Genomic DNA, 14,844 nt, shown 5'->3' on the forward strand with positions numbered 1-14,844 from the left:
AGATAGATTCCTGATGAATGAGGGTTAGCCGCAGAGCACGGCGGCGCGTACCGGGTCGATGGCGACCAATGCCGCCAACAGCGCTTCGGTGCGCCGGGCGAGCGTGGGTTTGTCTGCATCAGTGCGCTGCGCTTTTAGACGCAAGAGCTTGAGCAGCCGGGCCTTGACCTCGAAATTCAGCTCCGGCTCCCAGTCCGCCAGCGCGTGGTGCTGCGCGGTAGCGTCCAGTTCGGCCAATACGTGCAGGGCCAAGTCGCCCTTGCCGTATTGCTCGGCGACACGCGCCATCAGCAGGCGCAGCAGCCAGCGTTGGCGCCCGGTCTGCACGCCCGGCCGGGCCGCCAGCCAACCGAGCGCCACGTCCACGCCCTCTCTGTCGGCCTGGGCCACCGCCTCGTCCTCCAGCGACAAGATCTCGGCATCGCTCGTGGTCAGCACCGCCTTCGGTGCCGGTAGCCATTGCTGCGTGCGGTTGCCACTGACGTGCTGGGTGATCCAGTCGCGGGTTGTCTCATCGGCGAAGGGCGTGCCGTCGTTCCAGTGCAACAGTTCCAGCCCCGGCAAGCGTTCGAGGAACATGCCCAAGTCACGCTTGATGATGTCCGCCCAGCCGTCATGTGGTGCGGGTTGTTTGCTCAGCGCCTGGTACAAGTACCACTGCAAATCCAGCCAGAAGTGGTTCACGCCCTCGGCGTACATTCGTTCGACCTGATCGAGTAATTCAGCCCAGCGTTGTTGCAGGTAAAGGCGCTTGAGCTGCGCCCGATAATCACCCCGGGGAGACGCCAGCCGCGTATTGCCGCTGGCTTCCTCAGGCGGCACCTGGTGTACCGTGTCCCAACGCAAACTTTTCATCAGCCGATGCGCCGCCAGCCAGCCCTGGGGCTGCTCGCGTAGATAACCTGCCAACGCCCTGCCACTGTCCAGCAGGTCGCGCCCGGACTTGATGCCCGTGGCGCTCGGCGCCGCCGTCTGCACAGTCGATTCGTGACTGGCGCTATGCTGCGGCACGAGCGCGTCAACCCCTCCGGACTGCGTCAATCGAGCGGACAACGCGCCGTACAGCGCACCGAGTACCGGGCGCTGATCCTGCGGCCAGGCCTCAAGCCCACGCTCCAGCCAGGCCAGCGCCGCCACCGTGCGCTCGGCTTCGCTGCGCACCACTTCGGGGTACAGCGACAAACTGTCCAGCACCTTGCCGCCGGCCAGCCATTCCAGCGCCATCTTGCGGCTATTGGGCCGCGACGGCAGCACATCGGCGGCGAAACGTTCCACCAGCGCGGCGAGCAAACCGAGCCCATCCGCCAACCCGGCCTCGCCGTCCTTCTGCACGCGTGCCCACAGGTAATACGTAGCGACGCGCAGGTCTTTGCAGGTGTGGATCAGCAGCTGTTCTGCCAGTTGAACCACCCGTTCGGCATTCGCACCGGAGAGCTTGTTGACCTCCTCGCGCATGCGCTGGAAGTCATCGTCATAGCCTGGGTCTTCGCCGACAGGCGAGTCTGCGCTGATCGGTTGAAGCCACGTCTGCCAGCGCTCGGCTTGGCTTCTGGCCAGAGCTACGGGGTCGCGCTCGCCCAGGCAATGGGTGATCAAGGTGTACAGGCTCATTCAAAAACCCCGTTCTGCGCATACGGCACTTGCGCGGTGCCCTGGGTGAGGAAGATCTGTGGTGGCAACGTGAAGTGACGCAGCTTGAGCAAGGCCAAAGGCCCCGCGCCCAGTTCGGTACGCAGGTTCCACGTCAGGTTCAAACCATCGGGGGCCTTGAGGACCATGCGGTAGCGGCTATCGCCGTCGTCCAGGGCGGTGATTCGAGCTTTTTCCAGCAAGCGGATCAGGCCCCAAGTCCCCTGGTAATCACCGAACAGGCGCTCGCCCGTATGGATACTGGTCCAGCTCAGGCTGACGCCCGGATGGTCACCGCGCCCTGGCCAATTGAAACGCTGCCAACGCTCTTTCTGGTTGAAATACTGATGGTGTTCGCCATTGAGGATGAAGGTGGTTTGCACGACATCTCGCACCGGTTTGCCTTGAAGCTCGAAGCTCAAACCCATGCCGCCGTCGGTATAGATCACGTCGGCCAGATGGCTCAGTTGGTTAATCGCCGCCAGAAACTGCGGATTAATCCGCAACCCCTGGCTATGGCGCGGGTCGGCGACCCAGCGGCTGCCTTCCTTGCGCAGCACACCGCTCAGTTGGCTGCGTAAAAACTGCTCGATACGCCCGGAGTCGGCGCGAATCATCTGCCCCAGCATCGGCAACGAGGAATCGCTGACGGTTTGCGCAAAGGGGTAGCGCCCAGCGAAAGCACTCTGCCAATCACCAACGATTGAGCGTTGCCACTGACTATTGAGCCCGGCAGCCGAGGGTTGCAACACCCGTTGCCACGCTTCATCTAAAGGCTGCACAAAAAGCGTATGGCCGACCCTATTCCACTCTGCTCCCAGGCTGGCCGCAATCAGGCTGGCGTAGGACTGCGTGTCTGTCAGGTCGACGCTCTTGCCTTGAAACACGGTTTGCGCCAGGGCCTGGGTCATTTCCTGCGGATCAGGCGCATTGCTGACTTGCTGCAATTTCAGGCGCAGCCTGGTGACGCGGGTCAGGAACGCCTGCAGGCTCAAGCGGTCATTGTCGGCCCTGGCCTCGGGGTCTTTGCCGAGCAGGCTCAATAACGGCCCGAAAGTCGCCTCCAGCGGACTGCGCGGCGTTTGTGCCAGTTGATCAATCATCGGCCCATTGTCCTTGGCGATCAGCTTTTGCGCGGACTGTATCAACGAGTCGGCCAGGGCCTGGTTGCGAGTGCCGGCCTGCCCTTGATAGGCCAGCGTGTTCATCAGGGCAATCAGCGGCGATTGGCGCACATCAGCCATCAGGGTGAGTTGGTCGATCGCATCGGCCAAGGTATTGGCGGGGTTCCAGCGCAGGCTGTTGAGAAAGTCCAGCCAGGCACTGGCGTAATCCTGGAAGTAACGCTCGGTAAGCCGCTCTCTGAGTTCATCCGGGGTCAGCTCGGCGGCGATATCAGTCTGGTTGTCGCTGAGCACCCAGTCGATTTCTTCGCGGCGCGCGTCGGCGATCGCATCGATGGCTTGGCGCACCTGGCCCTCCCAGGCCTGGCGCGTGAACACGCCCGGCACACTGGCTTCGGTGTAGAACAGCGCCAGAACATCGGTTTCACCCACCATGTTTTGCACGCTTAGCGCTGGGTATTGATTGGCCGCTGTGTCGAGGACCTGCTGGTAAAGACTGGTTTCGGCATTGCGCTGGCCCAACAGCCCAAGCAGAACCTGTCGGGCCTGAGCAACCGGCCTCGGGTCAGCGTTGATCGCCCAGGCCGGGTGCGCCGCCAAGTGCTCGCCATAGAACTGCCACAGGTTAGGCGCCAGGCTTTGCCAAAGTCCCGGCGATACACCGTCGCGCACCGGTTCGGCGTTGCCCAGGGCTTTGGTCAGGAACGTGGCATCGGCTTTTTGCGGGCGCGCCATCATCAGGTAGGCCTTGAGCTGGTCGTAGGCCCCGCGGGCGCGTTCGGCGCGCTCGGGATTGTCCGGGGCCAGCTTGACCAGGGCCGTGAGCTGCTGGCGTAAAGCGGCGGCGGCCGGGTCGCGGATCAGGCGGTTGTTGGCGTCGACGTAGCGTGGCCACACCGTTTCAAGCAGCGCTGGGGTTTGATTCAGGCCGAAGCGTTGGTACCACGGAGCGCCGTGTTCGGCGCGGTAATCCAGGCGCGCCAGTTCGCGCATCAGATCGTTGAGTGCGCTGAGTTGCTCGTCGTTACTGCCCGACTGCTGCAATGCCGCCAACGAACTTTGCACCTGGGCGATTTGCGCACGGTTGCTGACAAACGACAGCAACAATCCGGCGCCCCATAACGTCGCCAAACCCAACACCAGCGCAAAGCCAGCGCGCGGCACGCTCCAGCCCAGCCGGCGGCCACTGGCGTTATCGCCGAGTACGCCGTGCCACACCGGGGCGACCGACCATTCCTGTTGTTTGTCATGCGGCGAGCGCTGTACCGGCAGGCTGAACCACAATCCACGCAACGGCACACCACGAGCAAAATCGCTGCCTAGGGGCGTCAGCGTATGACGCCAGCGGGCGATGCCTTCGCTCTTTAAATCGCGGGACAGGCGAAGCAGGAAGTCATGCTTCATCACACCGTTCATCTGCGCCAAGCCCTCGCGCCGCAAAGGCTCCAGCAAACGCGTCAGGGCGGTTTCCACTGCCGCCGCCGTGAAGCGCTCGGGCAACCGGCAGCCCACCGGCTGCGCCTTGTGCGTGTCCTGCGGCCATGTACTGTCGCAGACCTGCCACAGGTACAACGGCAACTGCCAGTGTAGGTCACGGGCAAGGCGCTGCACCTGGCGTACACCTTTACCCATCGCGGCATCGTCGGCGGCCTGGGTTTTGTTCAGCGCCCAAACCACCCCGTCCAGCGCACGCCAGCGGCTCAGCCCACGCCAGTGCTTAGGGAATGACTGATCCAGCGCGGCCTGGGCACTGCCACCCCACAACAGGACCGTGCCTTGGCCTTCGAGCCATTGCTGATCGGCCAGGGCTGGGGCGATGGCTTCGATTTCGGTGGGTTCGCCGATGACGAGAAGCAGGCGGGTTTTGCGGCGCCAGAAGAAGCCGTAGGCGTCGTGTAGGTGCTCGCGTAGCTCTGATAGGTGAGCAATCGGTTGGCGAGGCATAACCATCTGTGAGTCTGCCGGGGGATAGACCTTATCCGCCCGCCCCTGCTCGCGGTGGTTTTGACGTTTGAGATGCACTAACAACTGAGGTGCCAGAAAGCCCACCATTGCAATGGTGATAATCAGCAGAAAAACCAACAGCTTGTGGTGATTCTCAGCTAGCCCGACCTGATCGCCATAACGCCAGATCACCCAGCCCAGCGCGGCTAGCAGCGTAATGATCCACACTGCTGCCCCCGCGCGGCGCCATGAGTTACTCCAAACGTTCATGCCAACTCTCCCGTGGTAATAGTGCTCATCCAGTGCTGCGATTCTTCTCGTGCCAATACCAACAAAGGCTCACGCTGACGCCGGGATATTTCCACACCCAGCGCAGTTACTAGCCAGTGACCGAGCGGGCCCGATAGCCCGCACAGACTTTCCTGAATCCACTGCTGCTCCGCCTTGAGCGAAGCACCATGGGCGGCTGCTACGGCAAGTATTTTTCCGGTCAGTGGCTGCCAGTCGGTGGCGTCGACCAACATGCCGGTTGCTCGGCAAGCGCTCACTTGGGTTTGCAGAAACAACGGTAACTCGCTGTCCAGCGCGTCGATATCCAATGGCATTGGCCGCAACAAACCAGCCGTGATCGGTAGCTCCAAGACGATTGCCAGGCTGTCCGGGCATAGCAGCAAGGCGGCAAGCCCGTCGGAGTACGAGTCATCACCGTGCACCTGGAGCACCAGAATCAACTCAATGGCTGCGGTGGCGGCCTTCAACGTTTCATCGATCCACCAGTACGACAATTCGCTAGCCAAGGTGAGCGTTGCAGGTAGCGGTCGGCTCACCGTGATGGTCCAGGTCTGCTGCCAGGCATCGCGCAAGGCTTCATATTCGCTGGGATCAACATCACTCAGCAGTGTGACGTGCAGTTCTTGCCCCGTCGGTAACGCATGCAGTGCCGGCACCAATGCCTGAATCAACATCTGCAATCCGGCTTGATCACGTTCCGGCGCTACAGGCAAAGCCGCAATACGCCGTGCTTGCCCTGTGCGGGGAAGCAAATCAAAGGAACCCTGAGTTAATACGCTCGCAGACACCTGATCAGGCAGCAGCACACAACTGGCAGACACTGCCAGGTGGCGCTGAGCCCAACCCTGCCAGGAACGCTGCGAACTATGCGCCTCCTCCTCCAGAAACTGGCAATGGCTCAGCGCAGTCCCATAGGCATGGGCACGCGCAGCGAACGCCAGGATCCAGACCACCAATGGCGAGGCGGACAATGCCCAAATGTTGAGCGTACTCAGTAACGGCATCCGTTCGGAGGCATGCAGCAAAAACAGCAGCACACAGACCAGCACCGCCATGAGTGCCGCCAATAGCCAACGACCCAGCACCGGCGGTTTTGGAGCGCCCACCACATGAGGTGCCTGACGATCCCAGCCCATGACTAACCCACCCCGCAATCAGGAGCGCTGGAAATCACCTGGCAATCGCACTCACAGCGGCAGCCGTTGACCACCATCGCCCGATCACCCTCAGACCAGTCCGGACAGCCATCAACAATCTTGTTGATGCCATGCCCCGGCAGCGGGCAACTAACTTCGTCTCCGACCAGTGCTACTCGCTTGCCATTTACGATCATCGTGGATGAGGCCGATATCACTTCTCCACCATGGGTGGTTTTATCACCCAATAAAACAAATCCTTGGGACATAAACTTCTCGCTCCATGGGTCATGTACTCGGGCGCCCCATGCACTCGAGTTTTCTGCAATGCTTAAATCGGATAACGCAATCAATTAGCAGTCATTGGCTCGCTACGTTTAAATGAGCAAAAACTCACTTGAACTCAGAATTTGCGATACCGAATTTGTATGAGCAAGATCACCATCGCCATACTGGAAACTCGACTTCACGCAAGGGGTGGACGCTGATCGGCAAGGGTTGCGTTAGCCCATCACTGGTCGTACTTTCCCGGAATATCCGCCCGTCAGCACCGACCAATCGATAGTCATACACCGGCAGGGCATTACCCCATTCATCCACAATGAGGTAGTGACCGAAATCAGGTTTTTCAGGTGAGGGCAACCACTCAGGTAATAGTTGTGGGCGACGGTCCGGGCATTTTTCGTATTGCCAAACCGATAAACATTCGCGAGCACGCCCTGTCCGCAGGCTTTGTAGTTTCCAGAAGTCAGGGTTCGATTGACCATCTGCCACGACACTACCATCGGGATAGGTGAACTTAATGAAACTTCCAACCTTGTGTACCTTTGCCCCCTCCGAACTTACCACGAAGTCCGAATGTAGAGTGGGTTCGAAATATACTTGTCGTGCTTGTAGCGCCTGATACATGAGATAAGTATCTCCTTCACCTGCCAAACTAACGCGCTTACTGTATCCACTTAAAAAACTCTCATGTAACCAGGGGTAATATTCCTTCTTAATTATCAAATCCCCATCAACCTTTATATCAGGACCGCCCCGTGGCGAGTCGTTGTAGTCAAATATCACAACCACGCCCCCGCCTCCCCCAGAGGTCACATTCTCGCCAAAACGCGTCGGATCGGCATAAACCACACCAAATGTCACATTCGCCAAATGCCAGCGGCACGCGCCACCGCCATCTTTCGGCAGTTCTACTTGGTAGAGATCACTCTGCCCCTGGCGCTCCAGTTCCTTGTAAACCGAGTGATGACCATCCCGTTCAGTGCGCTGGCCGCTGGCGCCGTAGTCAACACGCTTACAAATGGGCGAGCGATACATCACCCACATGGTTTCGGTTTTCAGCTCCTTGGGCAGTTTCACGGTGACGGTTATTTTTTCGCTGTTGGCAGGCGGAGCTAGGCTGTAGTCCTGACGGCATCCACTGAGGCTGAAAAGCATCGCGCACACAACCATAGACATGCGGTGGAACATGCGCATGTTCTTGGCGACATCAACGGGGTCGACAACTGAATGCTGCATAGACGACATCACCACCTCCACACAGGGAACTCGACTTCGCGCAAGGGGTGGGCGCTGATCGGCAGCGGTTGCGTGAGCCCATCACTGGTCGTTTTTTCTAGAAATATCCGCCCGTCAGCACCGACCAATCGATAGTCATACACGGGCAGGGCATTACCCCATTCATCCACAATGAGGTAGTGCCCTAAATCAGGTTTGTCAGGTGAAGGCAGCCACTCAGGTAATAGTTGTGGGCGACGGTCCGGGCATTTTTCGTATTGCCAAACCGATAAACACTCGCGAGGACGTCCTGTGCGCAGGCTTTGTAGTTTCCAGAAGTCTGGCGTCGATTGACCATCTGCCACGACACTACCATCGGGATAGGTGAAAGCGGTGTGGTTTCCCTCCTTTTTTTCCTTTGGCCCCGCCGAATAAACTATGAAATCGGAATGTATGACTGGTTCGAAATATACCTGCCGCGCCTGTAATGCTTGGTAACTGAGGTAAATGCTGCCCTCGCCGGCCAAACCCACAGTTTTTTTGTAAGGCCCCAAAAACTCTTCATCGACCCAAGGGTAGTAATCCTTCTTGATCGTCAGATCGCCTTCAACCTTGATATCAGCCCCACCCCGTGGCGAGTCGTTGTAGTCAAATATCACAACCACGCCCCCGCCTCCCCCAGAGGTCACATTCTCGCCAAAACGCGTCGGATCGGCATAAACCACGCCAAAGGTCACATTCGCCAAATGCCAGCGGCACGCGCCACCGCCATCTTTCGGTAGTTCCACTTGGTAGAGATCACTCTGCCCCTGGCGCTCCAGTTCCTTGTAAACCGAGTGATGACCATCCCGTTCAGTGCGCTGGCCGCTGGCGCCGTAGTCGACACGCTTACAAATGGGTGAGCGATACATCACCCACATAGTTTCGGTTTTCAGCTCCTTGGGCAGTTTCACGGTGACGGTTATTTTTTCGCTGTTAGCAGGCGGGGCCAGGCTGTGGTCCTGACGGCATCCACTGAGACTGAAAAACATCGCGCACACAACCGTGAGCAGGCGGAGGAACCGGATTTCGTCCTTTCGCGTGTGAATAGGCTTAACCATAGGTTTTCTCGTAATAAGCTTTTGGGTCGGCAATGGCGTTAAAGCGCTGCAGCGCCTCGGCGCCACCTGCTACTTGCTGGGTGATATGCAGGGCTTGGTCTACCAGACGCTGTAAGTCGAGGAACACGCGATTGCGGGCCAGTTCGTCCTCGTGAATGCTCGCGTAGTAATCCTTTAGCTGTTGTTCGAACTTGCGCCGTTGGACCTGTCGCTCCAGCAATGGATCGCGCTCGGCGTCAATCGATTCCAGTAATTGGTTATGGATATAGGGTTGGTATTGCGACATGAAGTGATCGCCAATACGCGGCATTCGCCCCGTCGTCGGGTTGCTGTAGCGAGGGAAGAACCGGGCACGACTTTCGGCGTTCAGCGACGTGTTCAGGCACTGCGTGGCCTGCTCGACTTGCTGGTCACCGTCCTCGCTCAGGCTGGGGACCAAATACAGCTTGGCTTTTTCCGGCAGTTCGTAGGCGATAGTGCTGCGATAAGGCGTGCCATCGGGTTTGCGGTAAGCGGGGTATGGTGTGATCTCCTGTTGCTGGTGTTGCTCGGCCCGGAAAAACATGGCGATCTCACCGTGATGGCTGAACGGGTCTTCATGTTTGAATACTGCGCTGGAGACGGCTTGACGTAGCGACCAACTAAACCCGGCGAGCAGGCCGACAGGGCCATAGGCGTCATATAGGTAATTGTCCAACGCGGCCTCGGGGGGGACGCGAGGAATGGCGTCCATGTCATTGACATGGCGAAAGTGCCATAAGTCGCCCAAAAACTGTACGGCGTGGAGGGTGAAGGTGCGGGGCATGCCGTAGGTGTAGAGCAGGGGGTTATGGTTTTTCAGCGAGGCCGCGTGGATGAGGCCGAGGGCGCCGCCCAGGCTATGGCCGCAGATGAACAATTTTTTATCGCGAACACCACCAAGAATCGTCTTGCCAAAATCAGTATCAAAAACTCTTCTCGCTACCTCAAATGCATCGCGAAAGCCAAGGTGCACACTGCCCACAGCAGTAAGGTCAGGGCAAGGAACCTTAGGCTCGCAAACCGCAGCGATCTCCGGTTTCACAGGACGAAAGGTCGCATCGGTGATGAGGTCAGCAAGCCCTTCCATCTCAGTGCCACGCCAAGCCACCAACACTTGGGAAACACTGATAGCGTAAAACAACTGGGTATGACCTTCCGGCACGTCTGCCTTAGCGGTATCCAAGGCTTTGATCGTCAAATAACGATCACTGAAAGGCACATCAACCACCACACATGGCCATGCCTGGCCGTTATCCCAAACCCGAGGTGTACGTGACAAATCCAGGCATTGCTGCTCGAAAAACTCGTTGACGGAACCCAGTTCGCGTTCATCCCGCGTGCTATACGCCAGAATACTCATCAACCCCAGGTTGTAGGCATTGACCAGGCTGTACCCAGACTGGTGATGCAACATCAGAGACCAGGCGCGAAATGGGCAGACTTCCAGCACATGACGACGGTCCAGTTCATCGCCACTGACGGTGAAGCCACGATAATTCGGGTCTGGAAAGTGAAAGGTAGGTGGCCGCTTTGGGTCCGACACGGGTGGGTGAAGGGTCGGCAATTTGTCGCATAACTGGCCGACACGCAGATAGTGATAGCCATGCCCGGCAGCGAGCGCCTGCTTCTCGATAGGCGAGAAACCCGAGCGTTGCGGGCCATACATCGGTGTGCGCTCCCCAACACCCGGTCGGGGCGGCTCCGCACGTTCGGCGCGCAAGCGCCGGGTTTGCAGTTGCTCGGCTAAAGAATCGGCACCCATCAGCAGGGTAATGGGCAACGGGTGCAGGCCGTCGATGCGAATCACACCCTCGGCATCACTGCGCCCCACGAACTCAGGCATAAAGCCCTCGCGTGTGGCCTCATTACGTACACGATAGGGCAGATTCGCCAGGGGGTCACCCTGCTCGTCCAGCAACTGGAGTTCTATCCAATGCTGTTTCTGTTTCCCTCCGATGAAATCCTTGCTCGGATTGAGGGTATCCGTGCGGTGCATTGGATCGTTCATATAACCCCTTAAAAAATTAATGTTTCCTGAGCAATCACCCGGTCAATTGAGTCAATCGGGGTAATCAACCCCAAACTTCACAACACACCACTTCGGCCTAAAAACCCATTAATAAAAATTAATATCCCGAATAACAAAAAAACCGCCACTCCGACTGCCCAACCAAAACAATACCTGGTCGCGACTTATACCCGACAACACTTAAAGCTCTCAAATTCGCATCACGCCTCACTTTTGACCCTTTCGATTTCAGCCTTTAGCTCGGCCCACACTTTCGCACTAACAATCCGTATTAATCGCCCCATCACACCAGATAGACATTTACCGACCCTCCCCTGCTCGCCCCTCTTCTTGACCAAGGATTCAATATCAGCCACCAACTGCTCCTTATCGAAATACCAGCAAACAGGTGGCACTGGCGCCAGCATATTACTGACGCATACAGGAGCCACTCTCTCAAACAAAGCAAACTCAATCTCCTCAACGGAGTAATTCTTTGCCACCCCTGCAATGTGCTTGTAGTCAACATTGGTATCTACAAACAAATCAGAGAGTGCAGACCAGAGTTGATGCTGATCTAATTGACTTTCCATTTAGTAAACTCTTCTATTTCATCGTCGAGGGAGTCCGCTAGTTTCGAGGCCGCCCAGCCAGAGGCAATCCCGCCCGCCAGCATTAAACCGATCGCACAAAACGGCGCGCCGGGCCCGCATACGGTAGAGACGGCAAAACTCGCCAAGGTAGTTCCTGCAAAACCACCGCTTATCGCAATACCCTGCTTGATCAACTCTTTCTGCTTATTCTCTGCATTCGCGATCTCGTAGGTTGCATAAGCGACCGTCACGACAATCAAAACCTTACCAGAGATTTTTAACACTCGATTTAAAGTATTAAATCCCGTGTTAGGCCTCGCCGAAGACTCTACGATTTCGTAATACATGGCATTTTTTTGCTCAGCATTGAGCGCCGCAAAGCTTTTACCAAATTTTTTGCCGGCTTTTTCGTCCAATAGCTTTTCTAAATCCGGAGAAACAACCTTCCTTTTCTCTGCAATAGCCCGTCCGGGCACTGAGGTTTTCTGCCTGGTTTCCGCCATGATTTTATTTCGTGCTTCGTAGCAGAATTCCGCAGCCTCCTTTATTGACACTTCCCCCGCATTGACTTGCGCCAACACCTGCGCCTTGACTCGCTTGACATTGCTGTTGTAGTTATCACGCTGCTTCGCATCATTTATAAAGCCTGAAGAAAACTTGAGCGCTGCCCCCTCAAAACTTTCAAGAGCGCGTTCCAAAGTATCATCGTCAACCTGATGATCTTGTCGAGCCATATAGTTCTGGTAAAAAGCATCCATATTATTTACTCCCCTAGCTCTCGTAGCAGTTCGTCTGCAGTGCTAGGTAAGTCTTCTTGATGCTTCGGGCATTGCACCTCGAACTTGACGCAAGCATTACCCGTAAAAGAATAAAAACTTGCTTTGTTTTCACCATCAAACTCGCCCTCCAACACCTCGCCATCATCCATGGTCGCGGTGCATTTTATGCCTTGATAATTTGATTTCGACGGGGCAGAAAAGCTGATCCACTTTTCAGTCTCTGGCAGCTCGATTTTCAAGTTCCCCGGCAACGCGGTATGAACGCTCATCGTCTTGCCATGCTTGTCGGTTACTCCATTGAATACTTCACCTTGCTGAGTGGTTATCCGGTAGCGGCTGAATCGCAACGCTGCCTGGGCCGCGTCTTTCACGGTGTAGCTAGCCGCGTAACCCGTCGGCAACGCTGACGCTGGAGTATTGAGACTGGTGCTGCCAAACTTTTTTACATCGGTAGCTTTTAGGTAGATGTTGCCAGGTGCTCCCAGCTCTATATCGCCGTCCTTTAAACGGATATAGGCACCGCCACAGTTGAGCACCAGTTCTTGCGGGGCCTTGATTTCTATACGGCCTTCGATGCTTTCGATCTTAACGTCGGTCTTTGCCAACGCATGGAGGTTACTGCCCTGAGCGTGCAGTTCAACTTTGCCTTGAGCCGCCTTGAGTAGCAGCTCGGCACGTTGCGCAAATACGCTCACACCACCTTCAGCGGTTGCGGTGATGTCGTGCCCGGCGCTAATGTCCGTGTTACGTGCGGCCATAATGCCCACGCTCTCCCCTCCGGAAGACAGGCATATGGCCCTTGGACTGAGCACGCCAATACCCGCCGGGGCATGGAGCAGAATACAGGGCTGCGCTAACCCTTGGAGCCGTTGCTGAAGGCCAAGTTGGCTATCGGTATCACCGGGATTCACTTGGCCACTGCTGGCCGCTTGTGCCATTGAGCGAGCCAATGACAACGCACCCTCCAGTTGCGCGATAGCGGCAGCCATATCCAGTTGTTTACCTCGGACTTGATCCTGTTCGTCCGCACTGATAAACAAACCTTTCCCCCCACGGATCGCCCCCCACCCATCAGTACGCAACTCAAACCCTTCGCCACGTTTTTTACGCTTGGCATCCACCAGATGCCCCAGGTTGAGCTGGCTCTTACCACTGTGCTCAGTACTGACCTTGATATGCTCCTGCCCCCGCGTGTCATCCATGCGCAGCTTGTTATTCGCCGGAGTACGCAGCACGTTGCGTTTGTAATTGCGCAAGGTCACATGATCGACATGCAGGCTGTCGTGCAACGCGTGCGCAATGTAGGGCCGGTCCGGGTCGCCCTGCTCAAAGGCGATGGCGACTTCAGTGCCGGGGATCAACGGCAAGTGCAGGCCGTGGGTATCCCCGGCGTAGGGTCGGGCCAGGCGTAGCCAGAGGCTTTCTTCACCGGGTTTCCAGGCGTCGCGGTCGAACAGGAAGTTGACCTTGTAGCGCCCTTCGATGTCGATGTGCCCGTAGGGGTCGTTGGCCTGCGGGCTGGTGACGCGGGCCGGGACGGTGCCGGGGATTTGCGGTTTGGGCTGCAGCTCCGGGCGAAAGCACACGGTTTCCGAGTAGGGAATGGCCTCAAACGTCACTTCGTAACTGGCGTCGCGAGCGGCGCGGCTGATCAGTTGGGTGATCACCGCACCGGGGGCGAAAGCCTGTGGGACGCCGCCAGAGATGTTCAGGACCTGGCCGGGCTCCAGGGTGGCGCTACTGCTGATGCCGCTGAGTCGGGTCTGGCCGTTGAGGTAACGCTCGTGACGCAGGCGCGCGTAAAAATATCCGCTTTCGCTTTGCAGGTCTTCGTCATGGGCGTAGCGATCGCCCATGACGGTGTAGGGCTCGGCGTAGTGATACGCCTCGCCATAGGTGCCGCTGACGCCACGGGTTTGGTCGATGTCACCGTTCAGGTGAGCGTTGGCCACGCGGTGCTGGTAGGTGCGGATATTGACGTGCTGTTCCACCACCTGATGGCTCGATTGCAGGGCCCACACACCGTCCTGGCCACTGCTGCTGAGCCCGGATTGCGGGCGGTAGGCCAACGCCACGTCAAACTGGTAGTGACGCTGGTCATCGTGAAATTCCACCACGTCGATGTTCAGACGTTCGTCGCTGGTGAAGCGGTACCAGATGCCGACGTCGGCCAGCAGGCGCGAGATGAAGGCCAGATCGCTCTCGCCATACTGCATGACCTGTTCGCGCTTGGGGTATTCACGCACCAGGCTGAAAAGGAAGTCCTGGCCGTCAAAGTCGTGGCGGCTGCGCAGGATACTTTCGACGATCTGCGGCACCGATTGGTGCTGGTAGATGCGAAATTGTTTGCCTTGGCCGAGCAGGGCCAGGTGCGGTTGCAGGGTGATTTCGTAGCGGGCTTCATCAGCGGAGCCGGACAGGCGTTTGAAACCGGTGACTACCCCGTGAAGCGTGCGCAATGGGCCGCTCGCAGGAAGGTTAAAGCCACGCATGGACGCGTTTTGTGGGGCGCCATGCAAACTAAAACTGGCGTTTTGACCGAGCATCTTTTCGGCAGCGATATCGCCGTCGGTGCTGGTGAACTCTATGCGATAGGTGAACGGTTGGCTCAGTCCCTCTTTGCCCTCAAAGGCCAGGACGTCAAGCAGTGCATCGACGTCGCGCACGCTGAGTGTGTGCCGGCTGTGGTCGTAGAAGCTGCGCAGTGGGTTGAGCATGT

Annotated in this window: 10 protein-coding genes; all 10 read right to left on the reverse strand. The window is 57.6% G+C overall.

Annotation, left to right across the window (positions count from 1 at the left end; genetic code table 11):
* Window positions 1–24: 24 nt before the first annotated feature.
* Window positions 25–1,611 (reverse strand): type VI secretion system protein TssA, encoded by a 1,587-nt coding sequence (gene tssA / locus J2Y83_RS15565; RefSeq protein ID WP_253396495.1) that lies wholly within the window; start codon window positions 1,609–1,611, stop codon window positions 25–27.
* Window positions 1,608–4,703 carry an ImcF-related family protein gene (locus tag J2Y83_RS15570; protein ID WP_373423761.1) on the reverse strand — a complete coding sequence of 1,032 codons (3,096 nt, stop codon included), beginning with the start codon at window positions 4,701–4,703 and terminating at the stop codon, window positions 1,608–1,610. Before J2Y83_RS15570 ends, tssA begins: the two co-directional genes overlap by 4 nt.
* A 260-nt stretch (window positions 4,704–4,963) precedes the next feature.
* Window positions 4,964–6,124, reverse strand: coding sequence for a hypothetical protein (locus tag J2Y83_RS15575; protein ID WP_253396496.1), 1,161 nt, complete (start codon window positions 6,122–6,124; stop codon window positions 4,964–4,966).
* A 2-nt stretch (window positions 6,125–6,126) separates the two neighbouring features.
* Complete coding sequence (locus J2Y83_RS15580; RefSeq protein ID WP_253396497.1) at window positions 6,127–6,393, reverse strand: PAAR domain-containing protein; 267 nt, start codon at window positions 6,391–6,393, stop codon at window positions 6,127–6,129.
* A 169-nt stretch (window positions 6,394–6,562) separates the two neighbouring features.
* Window positions 6,563–7,654: a hypothetical protein gene (locus J2Y83_RS15585; RefSeq protein WP_253396498.1), complete on the reverse strand. Its 1,092-nt coding sequence runs from the start codon at window positions 7,652–7,654 to the stop codon at window positions 6,563–6,565.
* On the reverse strand, window positions 7,654–8,724 hold the full coding sequence (locus J2Y83_RS15590) for a hypothetical protein (RefSeq protein ID WP_253396499.1): 1,071 nt from the start codon (window positions 8,722–8,724) through the stop codon (window positions 7,654–7,656). The genes J2Y83_RS15585 and J2Y83_RS15590 overlap by 1 nt, the downstream gene beginning before the upstream one ends.
* A complete protein-coding gene (locus J2Y83_RS15595; RefSeq protein ID WP_253396500.1) occupies window positions 8,717–10,753 on the reverse strand; it encodes a lipase family protein in 2,037 nt (678 codons plus the stop codon). The genes J2Y83_RS15590 and J2Y83_RS15595 overlap by 8 nt, the downstream gene beginning before the upstream one ends.
* A gap of 221 nt (window positions 10,754–10,974) precedes the next feature.
* Window positions 10,975–11,346: a DUF7079 family protein gene (locus J2Y83_RS15600; protein WP_253396502.1), complete on the reverse strand. Its 372-nt coding sequence runs from the start codon at window positions 11,344–11,346 to the stop codon at window positions 10,975–10,977.
* Complete coding sequence (locus J2Y83_RS15605; protein WP_253396504.1) at window positions 11,331–12,104, reverse strand: hypothetical protein; 774 nt, start codon at window positions 12,102–12,104, stop codon at window positions 11,331–11,333. Before J2Y83_RS15605 ends, J2Y83_RS15600 begins: the two co-directional genes overlap by 16 nt.
* A gap of 5 nt (window positions 12,105–12,109) precedes the next feature.
* Window positions 12,110–14,842 carry a type VI secretion system Vgr family protein gene (locus J2Y83_RS15610; RefSeq protein ID WP_253396505.1) on the reverse strand — a complete coding sequence of 911 codons (2,733 nt, stop codon included), beginning with the start codon at window positions 14,840–14,842 and terminating at the stop codon, window positions 12,110–12,112.
* Between the last annotated feature and the right edge of the window lie 2 nt (window positions 14,843–14,844).

This window comes from Pseudomonas marginalis (assembly GCF_024169655.1).
Taxonomy (GTDB): domain Bacteria; phylum Pseudomonadota; class Gammaproteobacteria; order Pseudomonadales; family Pseudomonadaceae; genus Aquipseudomonas; species Aquipseudomonas paraveronii.

Bases quoted from the DNA above. Each gene is read 5' to 3' on its own strand.
- J2Y83_RS15600 (WP_253396502.1), bottom strand. From the start codon at position 11,346: ATGGAAAGTCAATTAGATCAGCATCAACTCTGGTCTGCACTCTCTGAT.
- J2Y83_RS15570 (WP_373423761.1), bottom strand. From the start codon at position 4,703: ATGGTTATGCCTCGCCAACCGATTGCTCACCTATCAGAGCTACGCGAG.
- J2Y83_RS15595 (WP_253396500.1), bottom strand. From the start codon at position 10,753: ATGAACGATCCAATGCACCGCACGGATACCCTCAATCCGAGCAAGGAT.
- J2Y83_RS15580 (WP_253396497.1), bottom strand. From the start codon at position 6,393: ATGTCCCAAGGATTTGTTTTATTGGGTGATAAAACCACCCATGGTGGA.
- tssA (WP_253396495.1), bottom strand. From the start codon at position 1,611: ATGAGCCTGTACACCTTGATCACCCATTGCCTGGGCGAGCGCGACCCC.
- J2Y83_RS15575 (WP_253396496.1), bottom strand. From the start codon at position 6,124: ATGGGCTGGGATCGTCAGGCACCTCATGTGGTGGGCGCTCCAAAACCG.
- J2Y83_RS15610 (WP_253396505.1), bottom strand. From the start codon at position 14,842: ATGCTCAACCCACTGCGCAGCTTCTACGACCACAGCCGGCACACACTC.
- J2Y83_RS15605 (WP_253396504.1), bottom strand. From the start codon at position 12,104: ATGGATGCTTTTTACCAGAACTATATGGCTCGACAAGATCATCAGGTT.
- J2Y83_RS15590 (WP_253396499.1), bottom strand. From the start codon at position 8,724: ATGGTTAAGCCTATTCACACGCGAAAGGACGAAATCCGGTTCCTCCGC.
- J2Y83_RS15585 (WP_253396498.1), bottom strand. From the start codon at position 7,654: ATGTCGTCTATGCAGCATTCAGTTGTCGACCCCGTTGATGTCGCCAAG.